Here is a 19,321-nt window from a genome sequence, read left to right on the forward strand (position 1 = left end):
AGAAAGGACGTTATCACATGTATTATGTTGATCCTTATATGTTTGCCGGGCATTTTTATGATCCTTGGCCTGCTTTTGAATATGAATACCGTTATCCAGATGGTTACCCATGGTCTGGCATTGGCGGCGGTGCTACTCCTGGCATCGGCGGCGGCGCTGTTCCTGGCTTCGGCGGCGGTTCCGGCCCGGGCATCGGCGGCGGCGCTGTTCCTGGCTTCGGCGGCGGTTCCGGCCCGGGCATCGGCGGTGGCGCTGTTCCTGGCTTCGGCGGCGGTGCGCCGCAGGGACCCCCGCCTTCAAAAAAGCCGGCGAAACCGAAAAAGCCGCAGAGCCCTCAGGGAGTCGCTTATTTAGTTGAACCTGTTGCCATTCAGCCTTGCCTCTTTCGGTTTACCTATGTTTGGTTAACCAACGGCAGCTCTTTTTGGTTCTACCCGATCATTCTTGGCAGAAGATCAGTCGGCGGCTTTTACTGGGATTCTTCACGGCGCCGCTGGATTTATTTCGCCTTAGACACAAATCTGATAGATGTTGTGAGCTGCTCATATTAATCGAAAATCAGTCGGTTTTTCCGGCTGATTTTTTATGTTACTTCGGCCGTGAATAGGTTATAGTATCATTATCTTTCAAATTGGAGGTTTCCCTATGATCAAACAAATTGGCACTGTTGCTGTATATGTTGAAGACCAACAGAAAGCGAAGCAATTTTGGGCGGAGAAGGTTGGCTTTGATATTGCGGCGGACCACCCGATGGGACCTGACGCAAGCTGGCTGGAGGTTGCGCCAAAAGGAACCCAGACTCGTTTAGTCATTTACCCAAAAGCCATGATGAAAGGCTCTGAACAAATGAAAGCTTCCATCGTGTTTGAATGTGAAGACATCTTTGGTACATACGAGAAAATGAAAGCAAACGGTATAGAATTCCTTGGTGAGCCCAATCAAATGGAGTGGGGCACCTTCGTTCAATTTAAGGACGAAGACGGCAATGTATTTTTATTAAAAGAATAACGATGCGACGGCGGCTTTATACCGCCGTGCGCTTTCTTTGACATTGAGAATGAATTTCATTTACAATTATTCATATATGAGAATGATTGGAGAGAGACAGATGTTTGTTCAGTTGAGAAAAATGACGGTAAAAGAAGGCCATGCAGACAAAGTCATCGAACGTTTCAGCTCTGAAGGAATCATTGAAAAACAAGAAGGTTTAATCGATGTGACAGTGCTTGAGAAAAACGTCCGCCGCGGTGATGAGGAAGTCGTTGTCATGATTCGCTGGGAATCCGAGGATCACTGGAAGCAATGGGAAAAAAGCGATGCACATATCGCCGGCCATAAAGCGAACAAAGGCAAACCAAAGCCTGACTATCTGATCAGCACTGAAGTGAGCATGTATCATGTAAGAGCTGTTAAACAAGGGACTCATGAATAACGAAAAGAGCTTGCAACAGCTGCAAGCTCTTTTTTACGGTCATGATGAACTGTTTTCTTCATATGGGATGACATAAAGAGGCTGGTTGGCATGCCATTCCGCATATAAGACGTCCTCAACCTTTTCAACTCCGCGCTTTTGCAGTGATTGCTTCAGCCATTGTTCATCCACACCCGCTTCCACCAGGTTATCAAACACAATCTCCCCATCAAGAATTAACGTAATCGGCAAAGATACATCCTTTGTGGAAAGATTCATGTCTTTTCTGTTCGGCTTATCGAAATCGGCTTTCGGTAGCACACTGATCATCCCGTTTGTTTCCAGAATCGCATATTCCACTTCCTGAATCGAAAAGCAGCCTTTTTGCCTCAGGAGGCTTTGCAGCTGATTAATATCGAGTTTGTTTTTCTTCAGCATCTTGTATTTCAGCTTTCCTTTATGAATCACTATATTCGGTTCGCCTTCCAGAAACTTTCTGGTTCCTTTTAGTTTTTGTGTAATCAATTCAATCAAATAAATAAGCAAGCCCCATAGGAGTGATGCATAAATAATTTCTTTTATCTTGATTTCATGATCATAGACGGCGTTTCCAACCAGTTCTCCTAAAATTAAGGCCGAAATAAAGTCAAACGGAGTGAGTTGAGAGAATTGGGTTTTCCCAAGAAACTTCAAAATGGCAAATAAAATAACGAGACCGCAAACTAATTCTATTGCTACATTCAAATAATCTCCCACGTTGATAGCACCTACTTCTTAAGAGCTACTACCATTATGGTCAACTGCATTATTTCTAAACCGGAACTGCAGATTTCGATAAAAAAGGCAGCCCGTCCGCTGGCTGCCTTTTTTCACATCGTTTGGTGCTTTGCCAGCATGTCATCGAAAAGCTGCACTGCATCACTGCGGTCAATTGTGACAAGCGGATCATTGAGGAAGGCTTGAAACGCGAGGCCGCGATCCTTTGTTAAACCGGCTTCCGCCACTGCCTCCTGATTGGATACGTGCCTAGCCGCAATCATTTCCACACCCTTTGGCAGCGCTCCGGAACAAATCGGCTGAACACGGTTGCGTGTGATAAGTGCGTTTGTTTCAACAATCGCTTGTAAAGGAAGATTGGAAACTTGGCCTTGATTCGGCACATTTACATTCGTGACGAGTTCACCCAATCCAAGAAGAGCCGCTATGATGTTCACGCCTTCTTCTCCTGAGGCTTTCCCGGCAACGCCCCGTTTTTGCACGATTAATCGTTCTGTTTCTTTTCGCTTCTCATCTCTGTCCTGTTTTCTGAATGATACAGATGTAAGATGAAATTTCCATACCTCAGGCTGTTTGAGGTATGGGCCGGGAAGAAACTCTGCCAGATGCCTGTCACCCGCAGCGGGGATGGCACCATACATTTCAAATAAATCAAACGCAACACGGTGTGCCGAACGAAAGACGCTGTCTCTCCAGCTTTCCCCCTCCAGCTCATACCCTGATTCTCCATAATGCGCGCTGAATTCATGAAATACAGGCAGCAGGTCCATATGGCGGTAAGAGGCTTCTGTGATCCATGTAAAATGATTAATGCCAAGTACATTGACGCGGATATCTTCACGCCGCAGCACCTCTATTCCCAGCCTTTCTGTGACCATTTCCGCCAGCAGCTTTTGCGTGCCGAATACCTCATGGCAGCAGCCAATGGCTTTGATGCCGGGAAACACTTTATACAGCACTCTTGTACAGACAGACATCGGATTTGTATAATTTATGACCCATGATTCAGGTGCGTAGTCTCTTATTGCCCGGGCAATTTCCGCAAACATCGGAACAGCCCGCAAGCCTCTGCTGATCCCGCCCGGCCCGACTGTATCACCGACAGACTGATAAATGCCGCAGCGCTCAGGCAAGTGGACATCAATTTCCATATCATCCAGTGAACCCGGCAAAATGGAAATAATGACGATATCCGCGCCCGATAACGCCTTTTTCAAAGTAGAAACCGCTTCGTACCTCCACCTGCCGTCTCCGCTGTGATTGCCGATCACTTCATTTTTCTGAGCAGCTTCAAAATCAAGATCATAGAGCGCCACTGTGCCTGACATCCGTTCATCAATCGACAGATCACTCATCAGGCTTCTGGCCCAGCCTTGAGACCCCCCGCCGATATAGGCAATTTTAATTTGATCCAATGTACTGATATGAAACACTCCCTTTCTCAGCCTTTCACTGAACCGATCAGCATTCCTTTTGCAAAGTGTTTTTGCAAGAATGGATAGACAGCCAAAATAGGCAGCGTCGCAATGACAATGACGGCGAGTTTTATTCCCTGCTCCGGCGGAATGGTATTTTGCATCGTATCGCCATTGGTCGCCGTTAAATCCGATAAGATTGTGACTTGCCGGAGCACCATTTGCAGCGGCCATTTTGCACTGTCATTGATATATAAGAGAGCGTGGAAGAAATCATTCCAAATCCCGACCGCATAAAACAGCGCAAACGTCGCAATAACCGGCTTTGACAGCGGCAGGGCGATCCGCCAGAAAACGCCGATTTCAGAACAGCCGTCAATTTTAGCCGATTCCTCCAGCTCGCGCGGCAGCTGCTGAAAGAAGTTTTTGATAATAATAAGATTGAACGGATTAATCGCCATTGGCAGAATCAATGCCCAATACGTATCCAAAAGGCCAAGTGATTTCACGACAAGGTACGTCGGGATCATGCCGCCGGAAAACAGCATGGAGAAAATCACCAGGTTCAACAGCAGATTCCGCCCCTTCACATGCCGCTTCGCAAGCGGGTACGCCATCGTGAAGGTGAAAAACAGCTGGACAGCCGTCCCGACCACAGTGATGAAGATCGATACGCCCATGCTTCGAATGAACGTCGGTGTCGAAAACACGTACTTGTAAGCATCGAGTGTAAAGGTTTTCGGAAAAATAAAGAAGCTGCGCTGGGCGAGTTCCGCTTCTGTCGCAAAGGAACCCGCGATAATATACAAAAACGGCAAAATGGTAATCGCGCCGACACCGCCGAGAAACAGAATGTTGCAGACATCAAACACCCGTCCGGCTTTTGTGTTGTGCATCGTGTGAATTTCAGCCATACCTCTCCCTCCTCTAAAACAATCCTTCCTGATCAAACTTTTTCGCAATGTAATTGGCGCCGAAAATCAAGATAATCCCGACAACCGATTTAAACAGACCGACGGCCGTGCTGTAGCTGTACGCGCCTTGAGTAATCCCCATCATGTACACGTACGTGTCAAAAATATCAGCCACACTGCGGTTGAGCGAGTTCGTCATCAAATACACCTGTTCAAAGCCGAGATTTAAAAAGCTGCCGATTCTTAAAATCAACAAAACGATAATGGTGCTTCTGATTGCCGGCAGCGTAATATGCCACATTCTCCTAAACCTGCCCGCTCCGTCCATAATGGCGGCTTCATACTGCTCCTGATCAACCGTCGCCAGCGCGGCCAGAAATAAAATCGTTCCCCAGCCTGTCTCCTTCCAGATGCTTTGCATCACAATCATCGGCCGGAACCAGTCAGCATCCGATAAGAAGGAAATCTGCTCACCTGTCAAGCTCGTGATCAATTTGTTGATTACACCTGTATCGACAGTAAAGAAAACAAAGGTGATGCTGACCACGATTGTCCATGAAACAAAATGGGGCACGTAAATAAAGGTTTGGATGCATCTTTTATACACGGCCTTTCTCACCTCATTCAAAAGCAAGGCCAATATGAGAGGCGCTGGAAAGGCAAACAAAAGATCCAGGCTCGCCAGCATGAGGGTGTTGCGCAGCAGCCGGAAAAAATCCGGATTCATAAAAAAGTCTTTGAAATAATCAAAGCCGACCCATTCGCTTTTCCAGAAGCCGAGATATGGCGAATAGTCTTTAAATGCGATCAGCACGCCCCACATTGGCAAGTATTTGAAAATCAAAAAATAAAGCAGACCGGGAATAAGAAGAAGATAAAGCCATTTGTCCCGTTTGAGCGCAGCCATCCAGCTGATGCCTTTTTCAGCAGTGAGAACAGGTGAATCTCCCTTCTTCGGCACTGTTTCCATATCTGTTCTCCTTTCGTGGTACCGGCGCGCCCGCCGAACGGCAGGCGCATCGGTTTATTTTGACGATTGATACAATTTGTTCAAGTCCTTCATCAGTTCATTGCCGCCGCTTTTTTTCCAAAGCTCCACCGCATCCTCGAACCCTTTTTCATCAATTTCTCCAATGATAAATTGTGTTCTCGCGTCGAGAATGATGTTGTCAAGCTGGGCTCCTTTTTGGGTATAGACATCAGATACAAGCGACTCAGCCGGGTTAAAGACGGCTATTTTTTCTCCTTCAGTTATGATGTCCTTGCGATGCTGAAAGAGCTTTGTTTTCTGGTCTTCGATGTAATATTCGCTTTTCGGAATCGACATGCTGAACTGCGCCAAGCCTTCATGCTCATACAGGAGAGATTTGTTGTTTTTTTCAAGCGAGGTGAATACGCCGTCCTTGAGCTCGTAATTGCGGCCCTTCACACCGTTGTTCGTGAGAATCTGCGCTTCCTTATCATTCATCTTATCGAGGAAGGACAGCACCTCTTTCAGCTCTTTTTCGGTTTTGACGCTTGATTTTGGTATCGCGATCATGCCTGAATAACCGGATGTCGGGAAGGTGCGCTTGCCATTCGGTCCCTCAAGCGAGCCGACAATATCAATCACATCCTTGTTCGACTCATCTGCCTCCTCCATCGCGCTTTGAATTTGAGATGCTCTGGAGCCGGTATCAACGATGACACCCGCTTTTCCTTTCACAACCGGATCATTCCACTTCGCTGAATCCATGACCGCAAAGTCCTTATTGATTAAACCCTCATCATAAAGCTTTTTAAAAAACTTGAGCGCATCCATGTATTCTTTCGTTGTAAAATCAGGAATCAGCTTTCCGTTTTCAACGCCGTAGCGGTTCGGAGCGCCGAACCAGATTTGCAGAACATCCCACGGGCTTCCGTTGCCAAGCCCCATCCATTTCGGCACGACCATGCCGTACGTATCATCCTTGCCGTTTCCGTCAGGATCTTTTTCCTTAAAGGCTTTCAGCACTTCATAAAAATCATCAATCGTTTCCGGCATATCCATACCGACGTTTTCAAGCCAGTCGGTTCTGATGATCATACACGCTCTGATCAGGTCCCTCGTTCTGTAGATTCCGTACACCTCGCCGTTCACCGAGCTGTTCTTCAAAATCTTTTCATCTGCCTGGCTTAAATTCTTGTAGTCTTTTAAATAAGGAGACAGCTCCCAAAACGCACCCGCTTTGACGGACTTGATAAAGCCCGCTGATTTATCTTTAATCACAATGGCATGAGGCATCTCTCCGGAAGCCATGACGATGTTGAATTTGTCGTTGTAGGATGAATCAGGCACCCATGTGACCTTAATCTCTTTGCCTGTGTATTTTTCGAGCGCTTTTAATGAAGGGCTCTTTTCACCCGGGCTTTCCGGCGATAAGAGCGGCGCCATAATTTTAATCGTGTCTTTCGAACCGCCTGCTGAACTGGATGTTTCCGAATTGCTGCATCCGGCGATCATGATGGCAGCGAGCGGCAAGGCCAGCCATTTTTTTCGGATTCTATTTTTCATGATGCGTAAGTCCCCCTTTTTTTCGTTTTGTATTTCCCCTTTGCCCCTCCCAATATAAAGCGCTTACATAAATTCTTGCAATCTTCATTTTTTGCACCATTTCTCCTATGAAATTCCGGCTGTTATCCTTTTTTGCCGGATGTATCTTTTTTTGCCGGAAGGGAATCCCCGATCAATTCCAGCGCCGCTATGACGTTCAAACACCATTGAGAGACGGTGTTCGTTGTCACCCACGGGAGCTCCTCCAGCTGCGTCCATGTCTCAATGCGCTCTGGTTTGATCGGAAGCGGCGTATGGCTCAGCTTATCATCGAGCAAAAGATTCCACGCTTTGGCGGCGAGCTTCTGATCTTGTTTGTTTCTTGCGGCGTAGGCAGTCATGGCAGCGGCAAACATCGGCCAGTGAAAATGCCTGTCATGAAGCGCGCCCCCGCTTTTTTTCCGTTTTTCATCATCACTGAGTGTGTAAAATTCGCCGAATTCACTCAGCATTTCCTCCCATTCCCGGTCATCAAGAAGCTCAGCCAGCTCCATCCACACTTGCGGCGCGCCGAAGGCAATGATCATATGATATCCGCCCGCTATGCCGTCTCCCATGTGATGAAGCATCGAGGTCGCCGGATCATATTCAAATGTCGGGCCGGATAATAAACGGAGCGGGAGCCGCTTCAGACAGCTGATGCCCGTTTCGATTTTTTTGAGATATTCGGGATTTTCGGTCCGCTCCCATTCCGCCAGCCAGTTCGAGCAAAACGCCGCCCAATCCGGTCCCGTTCTGGCGTGGGTCGGGTACTTCCCTTTCTCGTAAAAAGCGCGCATCGGATCGGTTTTGACGAGGGCGTAATCGGCGTCCTTTACTTCTGTCAAAAGATCTCCCGTCCGCTCATCTCCCGTCAGATAATAATAAAATTTATAAAGCCCGGCCATGCTGATCCTCGCTTCCTTGCAGCCGCATCCCCAGTGAACAACATTATGCCGCGAGCCAAGTCCTGCGTATTCCCCGAGGTGAAAGCTGTCCGTTTCGCTAGTGTGGCGGGTCATGGCTTCTGCCATGCGGAAAATATCCTCTCTGCCTGAGCGGAAAAACGCCTGCCACAGCCATAAGGTCGGAACGAGCTCATTATTTTGCCAAGCATACCCGCCGAGATCATACCGCCACATATGCCGGATCGGGTCATACGTATGCATGACATCGCCATAATCCCAAAACCCGTACCATCTGCGCTGCTCGACTTCCTTTTTGTAAAATAGAAATGCGGCGTCGAGCTGTTCTTCCAGCTCTTTTTTGAACGGATGGGATGTGTCAATGACACTCCAAACTCCCAGCGCCCTTGATTCGTAATAGACCTCCGGCTCACATACAAGCAGCGGCGGCGCCTGCCATTTGTCAGCGAGTGCATGAAGAACATCATCAGACGGCGTGTGTGAAAAACAAGACAGGCTGATTTCATTTGTGTTGGCAATGCCGGTCGGGTCAGCGCGCATTTCATCAAAGCCTTCATACGCGCTGGCTACATGGGTGTTTCCTGTATAATGCCGCAGATCCATTGCCTCTCCGTCCGGGGGCCAAAACCAGACGGTCATTTTTGGATGACTGCCGGCAAGGCCTGTGATTTCCAGTGCTGACGGATATTTCTCAAAAAAATACCGCAGGCCAAGTGCCATTCCGCCATTCTCGCCGCCCGCATAACAAAGCCCCTTCGCCCGGCTGCCATGCAGCATGCCAACCCACGCATAATCTTTTCCGGTCCGTTTTGACAGGCTGTAATGATCGCTGGAATCCTGCACGAGCTTGACATCGTTCCAAACCGCGTTCTGTATACCGTGAGCAAACCATTCCTTGTGCTCTTCACTTTGAGTCAGCATTTCGCCATTGATTTGTTTTTGATAAAGCGGATACCTTTCATTAAATTTACGCGTGCCAAACAGCTGGGCTGGTTCTTTGTACATCCCTTTCTCTCCCGCAAAACGGAAATGGCGGTTGTATGGCTCCCCTTTCAAAAAAAGGTCGAACACTATGCCGAGCCCCTTAATGAATTCTTGTTTACCGTTCCTGTCAATCAGCTGCGTATGTACGATGCCGACTTCTGACAGCCCGGCATAGAACGTCAATCGGACCATAAACGGCAGCCATTCTTCATTTGTTTTTTTGAGGATATGCACGCCCTCTATTTTGATTACTGCTTTGATGGGACCGCTCTTCTCAATCGCCGCACGTTTGATGAGGCTGACAGATGTTTCATGAAAAAGAACCGTTTCCGCCGCCGTCTCTTTTCTCGTTTCTCTTATGGCAACGAGCCTCCCGCCTGCGGCGATCGGCTTTCCGTTGATCTGCATTGATTGAATGAAATCTGATCCTGTTTTATTGATGGTACAGTTGAGGGTCCCCGTATCCACTTGGATGTCATGCGCTGACTCTTTGATGCTGAGCGTTTCGCTTGGCTGCGGGGATTCTCTTTTTTGCACTGCAAAGCTTTGATGTGCCTGTCCTCCGAACAACGCCGCGTGCTTCGTCCACTTGATGCTCCCGTCCGGCCAATAGGCCGATGGTTCGCTTTGCACATAGTGGCTTCCCTCGTTTTCATTCACAAGCGCCAGAGGGTCTCCTTTAATCAATTCTCCTTTTTTCCATGGCACGCCCCACGTTACACCGCTTGCCACCTTTGGCTGTTTTGATAACCATTTGATCTTTTTCATCAGTTCTCTCCCTCCATAGAAAAAAGCTGATTCGATGCAAAGAATCAGCTACGATTTGTCAAACTGAATCACACGGTATTCATGCGGTCCGACCGCCAGCCTCCCCGCTTTCGCTGAACGGTTCGTCAGCAGGTCTATTCCCGCTTCCGGCAGTGTCACGCTTCCGCCTTTCCCATCCATATTGACGATGATCCACACAAGGCCGTTATCGCCTTTGCGCGGGGCAACGATCGTGCCGGGTGTAACATCCGACCGGACAGAAATGGCTGCTTCAGCAGCATAGTGCCTGACGAGCGCTTCCAGCATCGCATCCCCTTCTCTCCCTGACGGAAGCGAGCCGAGCATAACGATTTTTCCCTTGCCGTGCTTCTGTTCTGTCAGAAAGGCATAGCCTGCTCCCGGTCCCGACTCAACCGTGCCCAGTGTGTGTCCTTTCTCTGTATCAAACACCGCGCTCCACAGCCCGAGCGGCGCCGTGATGCCAAACGCTTTTCCTGTATTCGCGTCCTCGTTCATTGGAAAGGTAAACAGCGTTTTGATCCCGGCTGTTTTCTCAAGTTCGCCAAGTCCACAATCCGTATGAATTGTATGCTCGCTTGTTCGCCCTCCTGTCAGCGGTCCGGCAATCCAGATGCCGCCCGCTTCAGCGAATGCCGAAGCTTTTTTGATAAAATCTGAAGATAAATACGGCACAAATGGCGTAAACAGCAAGCGGTAGCCGTCCAGCGGAACGCCTTCCGGAATGAGGTCACGGTGAATCCCCGTGTTGAGAATACGATCATAAAAGTGCGTCACAAGCGAACGGTGCCGGAGTCCCCGATGAGGCTCAGTTTTGATAAATGCTTTTGCTCTGTCGGAGTACGTCATTGCCGCCTCGGCTTGAACGGGTACAGTCGATAAAATAACCGGTTCGATTTCCTTTCTAGCCCGCTCGACTGCCAGCACGTTCTGATAGCCCACGGTCGGCTTGCCCCAGGCACTGAGAACCGAACCGTGTGAAATCTCGCTGCCTGAACGCTGCTGGCGCCACAGCCAATAGCAAAAGCCCTCGCCTCCTAAGGCATAGGCAGAGACAGCTTCGGCCTGTAAATACCCGTCGGCATGCGGAAAAGCGGAGCTTTCGAGCGAGGCAGCATACGACGGACTCGTTTCCAAAATCCAAAACGGGCGCCCTTGTTTCAAGTTCCTCCACAAATCACAGTTCAATAAAAAGGCAGAGGCGTTTTCCTGCGAAGCGTACGTATCATAGGAGGCAAAGTCGAGATTCCGAAACATCCGCTCATTGTCCACGCTGAACATGACAGAGCCGTTATGCGTGATCGGCGCATCCGAATAACAGCGGATCATTTTGGCCTGTTCATCCGCAAATGAAGCGATCATCTCCATCGAAAACAGCTGATACATTGTGCTTAGAGAAGCATGATGCAGAAACGGGGCTGGCCCCGGCTGCGGCACTTGCTCAAATGTCTGGTAGGTTTCGCTCCATACATCGGTTCCCCAAGCTTCATTCAACCGCTCAATCACGCCATAGCGATTTCTGAGCCAGTCATGCCATAAGTGTAAGCACGTCTCACACATGCATTCTGCAACATGGCATTTAAACTCATTGTCTAGCTGCCAGCCGATCAATCCCGGGAGCTGGCCAAGCTCCTTGGCGATGCTTGTGGTAATGATGGCGGCTTTTTTTCGGAAATATGGGTTGTTCGTACAAGCATGCTGGCGGGAGCCATGCCCCATGACCTCTCTTTTTTCATTTACATGCATACGCTCCGGCCGGCCGTGCGACAGCCAAATCGGCGGTGTAGGCGTCGGCGTGCACATGATCGTTTCAATGCCGTTATCATACAACCGGGTGATGATCTCTTTGAAAAAACTGACGTCAATTTTTCCTTCTTCCGGTTCCATAACGGACCAGGCAAATTCGCCGATCCGCACAACATTCACGCCAACTTCGCGCATGATGTCAATGTCCTGCCGGATCGTCTCTTCATCCCATAATTCCGGATAATAGCAAGCGCCGTGATACAGTTTTCTCCTCACATTTTTCACCCTTCTTTGATGATCGATTCTGTCAATGGCAGGCCGAGCTCCTTTATGCCTTTTGCCACAAGTTTCGCCATTTCATTTGCGCCTTTTTTTGTAAAGTGCGTGTAATCGTTAATTCCTTCTGACACCATAAAATAGGTGTACACTTTTTCCTCGCCCTTCTCGGTAAAGAAAGCGAGGCTTTTGGCCATCAGATCAATGAGTTGGACATTCTCCTCAGCAGCCGTCTGCTTCATGGCAATGCAATAATCAGGAAAGTCGTTCAAAAACACGCCGTTTTCGTAATGAAAGCGGGCCACAGGGGTAATGAGAAGCGGATGGGCGCCTTTTTCCCTTGCGCCGGCGATATACTGCTTTAAATATTCTTTGTAGGTGGTAAAGGGCTCGGTGTAGCGCTCCGGCTTATTTTTCGACGCGTCATTATGGCCCATCTGCACAAAAAGCCAGTCATCAGGCTCGATCACATCAAGGATCGCCTGAAGCCTGCCCTCTTCCACAAATGTTTTCGAGCTCCTTCCCCCAATCGCTCTGTTGATCACCTGAATATGCTCTGGCAGATGCGAGCCGAGAAACTGCCCCCAGCCCCCTTGATTTGTGCTGTCTCCATACGTTTGAACAGTCGAATCTCCAGCTAGATAAATGTGATTTGCCATTTCTCATTCCCCCTCGTTTTTTTCGTTTAATATGGCTTCAATCATGGACAGCTCTTCCCTTGAAAAAACCGATGCGTGCAGCGCTTGAACATTTTCTTCTATTTGCTGCCTCCTGCTCGCTCCGATCAGCACCGAAGTGACCCGATCATCCTTTAAAAGCCATGCGAGCGCCATTTGCGGAAGCGATTGCCCCCGTTCTTTCGCTATTTCGTTCAGCTTTTGCGCCTTCGTGACTGCTCCTTTGGTGATGTTCTCCGCCTGCAGGAAAGGACTGTTTGCATCCATGGCTCTTGATTCCTCAGGAATGCCTGATACGTACTTTGTCGTGAGAAGCCCTTGGGCGAGCGGCGCAAACGCGATACAGCCGGCTCCCTGTTTCTCCAGTACATCAAGCAGGCCTTTTTCCAATTCTCTGTGGAACATGGAATATTTCGTTTGATGGATGGCAAGACGGACGCCAAATTGCTTTAAAAGCTCGGCGGCCCGCTCCGTTTCTGCGGGGCTGTAGTTTGACAGTCCGACGTACAGCGCTTTTCCCTGCCGCACAAAGCTGGCCAGTGTCTCCATCGTTTCCTCGAGCGGCGTTTCAGGATCCGGGCGGTGTGAATAAAAGAGATCGATATAATCGAGCCCCATTCGCTTCAAGCTTTGATCCAGGCTGGCTGTCAGGTGTTTTTTTGAACCGCCGTTTCCATACGGCCCTTCCCACATGTCATAGCCGGCCTTTGTGCTGATGATAAGCTCATCACGGTATGGTGCAAAGTCTGTTTGCAGCACGGCCCCGAACATCTCTTCAGCTGATCCGGGCGGCGGGCCGTAATTGTTGGCGAGATCAAAATGGACAATGCCTGCGTCAAATGCGGTTCTGAGCATCGATTGTGCGTTCTCCGCTGAATAGGCACCGCCGAACTGATGCCAGAGGCCGAGTGACACGGCGGGAAGCTTTAATCCGTTTTGTCCGGCATTGTGATAAGCTATCCTTTCAAAGCGATCAGCTTTTGCTTTGTATACCATACGTTCCTCCTATAGCGGCGCCTCCGCTTTGCTGCCCGCTATGTACAGGGCGGGCTTCGGCGGTTTTTTCATTCCCGTTCCAAGATAAAAACCCGTGTGCGGCGGCTGGTTGTAGGCGGTGTTCTGCCAAGCGATGCCGAGCCTGTAAACCGGATCATGCATCAGCGTGTAAAAACGATGGCGGGTGAGATGTGTCGTTGTATAGATGCGGAGCTCGCTGCTGTCTTCCGTTCTCCATATCACTTCTTCCCGCCAGTCTCCGAACAGGTTGGCTTGAAGAACAGGATTTCCCTTTGTGCCGTTGTTAGACAGCACGCCGTCCGGCTGAAAAATCGTCTTCAGACAGCGGTTTTCAGCATCCCATTTTTCAATCTTCGGCCTGCCGATTGTTCCGTTCCAGTCATGATCGAGCAGCTCCCTGACCAAGTCGCCGTCCCACCAGATGGCAAAATTGGCTGAGGCGGGCGCTTTGTCACTGATTTTTTCTCCTTTGCTCGTAAAAAGGCCGTATGACATTCCGTCATTGCCCGGCGGATCGATTCCCCAGACAAGCGATCCTTTGTAGTTTGGGTCGATATGAGCCGCCATGCCCCTGCCAACGTCAGTTCCCGCATGAACACCCCACAAAATCTCGCCGGTTCCGGCATCACGCAGCGACAGTCCATACGGCTTAGAGGCATCCTCATGCACCTGAAACACTTCAAGCCCTTTTCGGGACGGATCCAGATCTCCTACATGCATCGCGTCTCCGTGCCCGAGCCCCGTTGTGTATAAGCCTATGCCGTCATGATCGACCGCCATGGCGCCGTAAATGATTTCATCCTTCCCGTCTCCGTCAACATCCGCCACACTCAAGCTGTGGTTGCCCTGCCCTGCATACGCTTCATGGCCCGGCTGATTGGAATCAAATATCCAGCGCTTCTTGAGCCTTCCGTTTCTGAAATCGTATGCCACAAGTACCGCTCTCGTATAGTAGCCGCGTGCCATCACAAGGCTCGGCCGCTCCCCATCCAAATAAGCGATCCCAGCGAGAAAACGGTCCATGCGGTTTCCGTAGCCATCTCCCCAATCCTCCAGCTTGCCGCGGGGCGGTTCATATTCCACAGTCGTGAGCGCTTCACCGGTCTCTCCTTTAAACACAGTCAAATATTCCGGACCAGACAGGATTCTGCCCTGTTCGTTCCTAAAATCAGCATGCTCATCGCCAATGATGTGCCCTTTCCCGTCTGTTGTGCCGTCGGCTGTTTTCATAGCGATTTCTGCTTTTCCGTCACCGTCCAGGTCATAGACCATAAACTGGGTGTAATGCGCGCCTGCTCTGATGTTTCTGCCGAGGTTGATGCGCCACAGAAAGGTGCCGTCCAGTTTATAGGCATCTATGAGAACCTCCCCGGTATATCCGTCATGGGCGTTGTCTTTTGAATTGGACGGGTCCCACTTCAGGATGATTTCATATTCTCCATCCCCGTCCACATCTCCGACACTGGCATCATTGGCGCTGTAGGTATACGACTTTCCGTCCGGCGTCACGCCGCCTTCCGGTTTGTTAAGCGGAACCTTTAGGACATTTTCCCGCCAGACGGGAGCTTCTTTGGACAGCTTCTCTTCCCGTCCTTTATTGACAGCCGCCACCTGATAAACAGAGTCCGCCGTTCCGTTTTGATCGAGAAAATTGGTGCTTTCCGCGATTGGTTCACGGGTAATCCGCTTTCCATCCCGATAAAGGTGAAAAACCGTCGTCTCATGATCCGTTCCTAGAAAACGCCAACTGACAAACACGCCCTGCTCTGTCTTGACCGCAATTAAACCTCTGTTCAAGTATTCCATCTGCCTCTTTTTTGGTTTCATTTTATTGGGAACGGGCTGCGCGCAGCCCGTTCCTTCACCCCCTTCTATTAAGGCGTATACATATTCGGTTTTGGCTGTTCCGCCATGCCGTCTCCTAAAAAGAAGCTTGTGTGCGGCGGCTGGTTATACGCGACATTTTGCCAGGCGATGCCAAGCCGGTACACAGGATCGTGCATCAGCGTGTACAGCCTGTGCTCAGTCGGAATGGTTGTCGTGTAAATGCGGAGCGCACTGCTGTCCTCCGTTCTCCACACAACTTCCTCGCGCCAGTCCCCAAGCAGATCAGCCTGAAGCGTTGGTGTTGCTTTTGTGCCGTTGTTGGCGGCCACACCTGACGCAGTCAGCATATTTTTCGAAATGCCGTTTTGATAATCCCACTTATCGATTCGGTTGCTGTCCAGCTGTTCCCGAAGCAAGTCGCCGTCCCACCAGATGCCGAAGTTGGTCGATGACGGAACACTGCTTCCGATTTTGACCCCTTTCGCTGTGTAAAGAGAACCGTTTGCCCACACTTCCTGTCCCGGATAACGCGGGTCAATATCAGCAGCCATTCCCCGGCCTACATCCTTGCCGGCATGGACGCCCCAAAGGATTTTCCCGGTTGCCGCATCACGGAAGGATAAGCCGTATTTTGCGTTTTTGTCCTCATGAACTTGAAACACCTCAAGACCCGGCCGGCTCGGATCAAGATCCCCGGTATGGAGGGCATCCCCGTGGCCTAAGCCAGTTGAGTACATGCCTTTTCCGTCATGATCAACAGCCATTGAGCCGAAAATAATCTCATCTTTTCCGTCCCCGTCAACATCGGCAATGCTCAGGCTGTGGTTCCCCTGTCCGGCAAACGCCTCATTTCCAGACTTCGAAGAATCGAATGTCCAAAGCTTTGACAGCTTTCCGTCTCTGAAGTTATAGGCCACAAGCGCAGTTTTGGCATAATACCCTCTGGTCATAATCAGGCTCGGCCGCTGTCCATCGAGGTAGGCAATGCCAGCGAGAAAACGATCAACCCGGTTGCCGTAGCTGTCTCCCCAATCTGATACATTGCCGCGCGCCGGTTCAAAATTTGTTGTGACAAGCTCTTTCCCGGTTGCACCCTGAAACACAGTAAGGTATTCCGGCCCCGAAAGCACACGCCCCTGCTCATTTCTGTAATCAGCATTGGCATTTCCAATCACTTTGCCTGTGCCGTCTTTTGTACCGTCTGCCGTTTTCATCGCCACTTCCGCTTTTCCGTCACCATCAAGGTCATACACCATAAACTGGGTGTAGTGTGCTCCCGCCCTGATGTTTTTGCCGAGATTGATCCGCCATAGCTTCGTTCCGTCCAGTTTATAGGCGTCTATCAGCACGTCACCCGTATAGCCATCCTGTGAGTTGTCCTTTGAATTAGACGGGTCCCATTTCAGGATCAGCTCGTATTGCCCGTCACCATCCACATCCCCAACACTTGCGTCATTTGCACTGTAGGTGTAAGCTTCACCCTTTGGCGTCGTGCCGCCAGCCGGCTTATCCAGCGGGACGGAATGATACGGCTGTGCCCATACAGAGGCTTTTTCAGATGCCGCCTGTTCAATTCCATTTACGACAGCCCGAACCGTATACGTTGAGATCGCCGATCCATTTTTATCCACATAGTTCGTGGTTTTGACAGGCGCAGCATTCAGCTTTTGTCCGTCTCTGTACACATTGAACGAAACAGATGCATTTTCAGTGCCAAGAAACCGCCAGCTGACAAAAATGCCGCCGTCCGTCTTGACCGCCACAAGCCCCCGGTTCAGCGCTTCCATCTGCCGCGCTGCTCCTTCAGCTTTCACAGGACATACAGTGGTTCCCATCACCAACAAGACCAGCAACGTAACAGCGGTAAACAAGCGTTTCCTTCGTTTAATCATCAGACAGCTCCTTCTCATTTTTCTGTAAGCGCTTACTTAAATTGGATTTTATGCGCTGTGTGAGCTGTCTTCAATTTCATTTTTTTGCATCTGCCTTTTTCGGGCACTGTACTTTTTTGCACGATTGTCATTTTTTTGTTAACCTGCTTGGTGGTGCTGGGCCTCCGTCTTTTGAAATCCTCTGAGAGCAAAAAACATCGACACAAGCCCAAACAAACATGGGCCGTAAAATGGGATCAAGCCTGGGAGCGTATACAGCAGATAAAGGACAAATCCGCACCCGATCAGCATACAGCCGGTCGTCAGCGGCCGCATGGCGCCAAACAGCAGCGCTTGCGGAATATATTTTCGCAATGGGAGCTGGTAGTGCACATAAAGGGGAAACACATACACCAGTGCGATGATATACAAAAGGCCCGCCAGCAACGTGCAGCTTGTTACGGCAAAGGACAGCCAATCCGTACTGGCTGAAAAATAATGATAATTCGCGGACAATATGAGCAAAAGCGCTGCAAATGCCAATCCAATCGCATTGACCTTGAAAAACTCTTTTTTGTAGGTATCAAGAAATAACGGAAACACTGGGACATCCTTTTGCCCCATCAGCCATTTCCGTATGACGGCACACATTGCGGCTGTGCTCGGCGCCCATCCGAAAAGAACGCCGCCCAAAAGCGTAAACAACAGCCACAGCCCGTTGAGCCACGCGATTTTCACAACCGCTTCGCAGCCGGCGTAAAGCGCATCCGTTACCGTCGTCTTCATCTTCTCACCGCTTGATGCACAGCAAAATCTCGATAAGCGGCTTTCATGGGCGCCATCTGCCGGAACCCGATTTTCCCTTTCGTTAATACAGGCCCGTATGTGCTGCCGTCGTCCATCCATTCAAGAATGGGCAAATCATTAATTGAAAAGTGCACATAGCCTTTGTCTTTAATGAGCTTCATATGATACGGGGAATCAGCGTCGTCTGGAGATGGCAGCGGATCGGCTCCCATCGCGGCGAGGTGGAAACCGCGGCTTTTTCTTAAATTGCAGGTGCGGAACGCTCTTTCCTCCTCGTATTTTCTGCGGAAATACGACAGGTGGAGCGCGTTGATGTCCCCCGAGTGATATTCGGGGTATTTTCCCGTTCTTTTCTTGAGACTAGGGTCAAACAAATCCTCACCTCCGATCCCACCAGCGGAAAAAAACAGCATACACAGGCCCGGCTGCTCAAGCGGAGCGAAGTCCCATGTCACAATGATGCCGTCCGGAAACGTTTCGGGGCACCAATAGACAAAGTGCGCTTCGTCCTGAACATGCGACAGATGCAAGCAGTGATCGTCAAAAGAGATCTGTCCGCCTCCCTCCATCCGCCAGTCCTTCATATCGCTTGCTGACCGTAGGGGGTTGCGGTACAGGCACGCGCCTTCCTTATACATATTCTTTTCCCTCCCGGCTCACAAGATGGTCCTTCAGCGGAAGGCCGAGTTCTTCAATGCCTTCTGCCACAAGCTTCGCAACCTCCATTGCCCCTTCTTTTGAAAAATGCGTATTGTCCTCAATGCCGTCTGGATAATTCGGATGTTCATTCGGCTGAAACCAAACGAACAATCTTTTCGACTCCTCCGGCCCGTACGCTTCATACAGCACCTTTGTTTTTGCCAGCAGATCAATCACGGGCACATCAAGCTCCTTCGCCAGCGCTTTCATTGCATCAGGGTACTCGCCGAGTGTATGCTCGATCCGTCCGTTTTCATCAAAGCGGCGGCGCTGCACCGATGTGACGAATACAGGATACGCTCCTTTTTCGCGTGCCGTATCTGCAAACAGGGTGAGAAATTGCTGGAATGTAGAGTACGGCTTCGTTCCCCGCGGTTTCTGGTCATTATGGCCGAATTGAATAAACAAATAATCGCCATGTGTAATGCGCTCGGCAATCGCTTGAAGCCTTCCTTCCTCCACAAAAGAATTGGTGCTCGCCCCTCCTTTGGCGTGATTATGCACCTTCACATCTTCAGAAAACAATTGCCCGAATACCTGCCCCCACCCCGCCATCGGCGCTTCATGAGGCGGGCAGTCACTCACGGTGGAATCCCCCGCTAAAAACACTTGAATCACTTTCTCCATCACATGTTCT

Annotated in this window: 17 protein-coding genes; 3 read left to right on the plus strand and 14 right to left on the minus strand. The window is 49.9% G+C overall.

All coding sequences use genetic code 11. The features are described from left to right. Positions 1 to 17 precede the first annotated feature (17 nt). The 3 genes from AC4CV5_RS16470 to hmoA all read left to right on the plus strand — a co-directional run bounded on the left by AC4CV5_RS16470 (position 18) and on the right by hmoA (position 1,432). Positions 18 to 551, plus strand: a complete 534-nt coding sequence (locus tag AC4CV5_RS16470; RefSeq protein ID WP_490923286.1) for a hypothetical protein — start codon at positions 18 to 20, stop codon at positions 549 to 551. 94 nt (positions 552 to 645) lie between these two features. After that, complete coding sequence (locus tag AC4CV5_RS16475) at positions 646 to 1,008, plus strand: VOC family protein (protein WP_490923287.1); 363 nt, start codon at positions 646 to 648, stop codon at positions 1,006 to 1,008. A gap of 100 nt (positions 1,009 to 1,108) precedes the next feature. Continuing rightward, positions 1,109 to 1,432, plus strand: a complete 324-nt coding sequence (gene hmoA / locus AC4CV5_RS16480) for a heme-degrading oxygenase HmoA (protein WP_490923288.1) — start codon at positions 1,109 to 1,111, stop codon at positions 1,430 to 1,432. A gap of 39 nt (positions 1,433 to 1,471) precedes the next feature. On the opposite strand, the gene AC4CV5_RS16485 is transcribed toward hmoA, so the two are convergent. The 14 genes from AC4CV5_RS16485 to rhgT form a co-directional block, all read right to left on the minus strand. After that, positions 1,472 to 2,167 (minus strand): DUF421 domain-containing protein, encoded by a 696-nt coding sequence (locus AC4CV5_RS16485; RefSeq protein ID WP_490923290.1) that lies wholly within the window; start codon positions 2,165 to 2,167, stop codon positions 1,472 to 1,474. Between the two features lie 113 nt (positions 2,168 to 2,280). Further along, positions 2,281 to 3,621 (minus strand): alpha-galacturonidase LplD, encoded by a 1,341-nt coding sequence (lplD, locus tag AC4CV5_RS16490; RefSeq protein ID WP_490923291.1) that lies wholly within the window; start codon positions 3,619 to 3,621, stop codon positions 2,281 to 2,283. Between the two features lie 8 nt (positions 3,622 to 3,629). Beyond that, positions 3,630 to 4,517, minus strand: a complete 888-nt coding sequence (locus tag AC4CV5_RS16495) for a carbohydrate ABC transporter permease (protein WP_373924053.1) — start codon at positions 4,515 to 4,517, stop codon at positions 3,630 to 3,632. Positions 4,518 to 4,530: 13 nt separating this feature from the next. After that, positions 4,531 to 5,487 (minus strand): ABC transporter permease, encoded by a 957-nt coding sequence (locus tag AC4CV5_RS16500; RefSeq protein WP_166853964.1) that lies wholly within the window; start codon positions 5,485 to 5,487, stop codon positions 4,531 to 4,533. A gap of 54 nt (positions 5,488 to 5,541) precedes the next feature. Then, on the minus strand, positions 5,542 to 7,050 hold the full coding sequence (locus AC4CV5_RS16505; RefSeq protein ID WP_166853965.1) for an extracellular solute-binding protein: 1,509 nt from the start codon (positions 7,048 to 7,050) through the stop codon (positions 5,542 to 5,544). 122 nt (positions 7,051 to 7,172) lie between these two features. Next, the gene (locus AC4CV5_RS16510; protein ID WP_490923292.1) at positions 7,173 to 9,746 is read right to left on the minus strand and encodes an exo-rhamnogalacturonan lyase family protein; all 2,574 of its coding nucleotides are present in this window, start codon (positions 9,744 to 9,746) and stop codon (positions 7,173 to 7,175) included. Between the two features lie 48 nt (positions 9,747 to 9,794). Beyond that, on the minus strand, positions 9,795 to 11,786 hold the full coding sequence (locus AC4CV5_RS16515) for a beta-galactosidase (protein WP_490923294.1): 1,992 nt from the start codon (positions 11,784 to 11,786) through the stop codon (positions 9,795 to 9,797). Between the two features lie 5 nt (positions 11,787 to 11,791). Then, on the minus strand, positions 11,792 to 12,445 hold the full coding sequence (locus tag AC4CV5_RS16520) for a rhamnogalacturonan acetylesterase (protein WP_166853968.1): 654 nt from the start codon (positions 12,443 to 12,445) through the stop codon (positions 11,792 to 11,794). A gap of 3 nt (positions 12,446 to 12,448) precedes the next feature. Further along, complete coding sequence (gene mgrA, locus AC4CV5_RS16525; RefSeq protein ID WP_490923295.1) at positions 12,449 to 13,459, minus strand: L-glyceraldehyde 3-phosphate reductase; 1,011 nt, start codon at positions 13,457 to 13,459, stop codon at positions 12,449 to 12,451. A 9-nt stretch (positions 13,460 to 13,468) separates the two neighbouring features. Then, positions 13,469 to 15,307 carry a rhamnogalacturonan exolyase gene (rhgX, locus tag AC4CV5_RS16530; protein WP_373924049.1) on the minus strand — a complete coding sequence of 613 codons (1,839 nt, stop codon included), beginning with the start codon at positions 15,305 to 15,307 and terminating at the stop codon, positions 13,469 to 13,471. A gap of 47 nt (positions 15,308 to 15,354) precedes the next feature. Next, positions 15,355 to 17,199, minus strand: a complete 1,845-nt coding sequence (gene rhgW / locus AC4CV5_RS16535) for a rhamnogalacturonan lyase (RefSeq protein WP_446680241.1) — start codon at positions 17,197 to 17,199, stop codon at positions 15,355 to 15,357. A gap of 138 nt (positions 17,200 to 17,337) precedes the next feature. Beyond that, entirely contained in the window at positions 17,338 to 17,964 is a 627-nt protein-coding gene (locus AC4CV5_RS16540) for a YesL family protein (RefSeq protein WP_166853971.1), read from the minus strand. Next, positions 17,961 to 18,623: a YesU family protein gene (locus tag AC4CV5_RS16545; RefSeq protein WP_166853972.1), complete on the minus strand. Its 663-nt coding sequence runs from the start codon at positions 18,621 to 18,623 to the stop codon at positions 17,961 to 17,963. Before AC4CV5_RS16545 ends, AC4CV5_RS16540 begins: the two co-directional genes overlap by 4 nt. Next, complete coding sequence (gene rhgT, locus AC4CV5_RS16550; protein WP_490923297.1) at positions 18,616 to 19,314, minus strand: rhamnogalacturonan acetylesterase; 699 nt, start codon at positions 19,312 to 19,314, stop codon at positions 18,616 to 18,618. Before rhgT ends, AC4CV5_RS16545 begins: the two co-directional genes overlap by 8 nt. Between the last annotated feature and the right edge of the window lie 7 nt (positions 19,315 to 19,321).

Source organism: Bacillus sp. NS1 (genome assembly GCF_058248265.1).

Excerpts from the sequence above, each read along its gene's own strand:
- AC4CV5_RS16470 (WP_490923286.1), top strand. The coding sequence starts at position 18 with ATGTATTATGTTGATCCTTATATGTTTGCCGGGCATTTTTATGATCCT.
- AC4CV5_RS16475 (WP_490923287.1), top strand. The coding sequence starts at position 646 with ATGATCAAACAAATTGGCACTGTTGCTGTATATGTTGAAGACCAACAG.
- hmoA (WP_490923288.1), top strand. The coding sequence starts at position 1,109 with ATGTTTGTTCAGTTGAGAAAAATGACGGTAAAAGAAGGCCATGCAGAC.
- AC4CV5_RS16495 (WP_373924053.1), bottom strand. The coding sequence starts at position 4,517 with ATGGCTGAAATTCACACGATGCACAACACAAAAGCCGGACGGGTGTTT.
- AC4CV5_RS16500 (WP_166853964.1), bottom strand. The coding sequence starts at position 5,487 with ATGGAAACAGTGCCGAAGAAGGGAGATTCACCTGTTCTCACTGCTGAA.
- AC4CV5_RS16505 (WP_166853965.1), bottom strand. The coding sequence starts at position 7,050 with ATGAAAAATAGAATCCGAAAAAAATGGCTGGCCTTGCCGCTCGCTGCC.
- AC4CV5_RS16510 (WP_490923292.1), bottom strand. The coding sequence starts at position 9,746 with ATGAAAAAGATCAAATGGTTATCAAAACAGCCAAAGGTGGCAAGCGGT.
- AC4CV5_RS16520 (WP_166853968.1), bottom strand. The coding sequence starts at position 12,445 with ATGGCAAATCACATTTATCTAGCTGGAGATTCGACTGTTCAAACGTAT.
- mgrA (WP_490923295.1), bottom strand. The coding sequence starts at position 13,459 with ATGGTATACAAAGCAAAAGCTGATCGCTTTGAAAGGATAGCTTATCAC.
- rhgX (WP_373924049.1), bottom strand. The coding sequence starts at position 15,307 with ATGAAACCAAAAAAGAGGCAGATGGAATACTTGAACAGAGGTTTAATT.
- rhgW (WP_446680241.1), bottom strand. The coding sequence starts at position 17,199 with ATGATTAAACGAAGGAAACGCTTGTTTACCGCTGTTACGTTGCTGGTC.
- AC4CV5_RS16540 (WP_166853971.1), bottom strand. The coding sequence starts at position 17,964 with ATGAAGACGACGGTAACGGATGCGCTTTACGCCGGCTGCGAAGCGGTT.
- AC4CV5_RS16545 (WP_166853972.1), bottom strand. The coding sequence starts at position 18,623 with ATGTATAAGGAAGGCGCGTGCCTGTACCGCAACCCCCTACGGTCAGCA.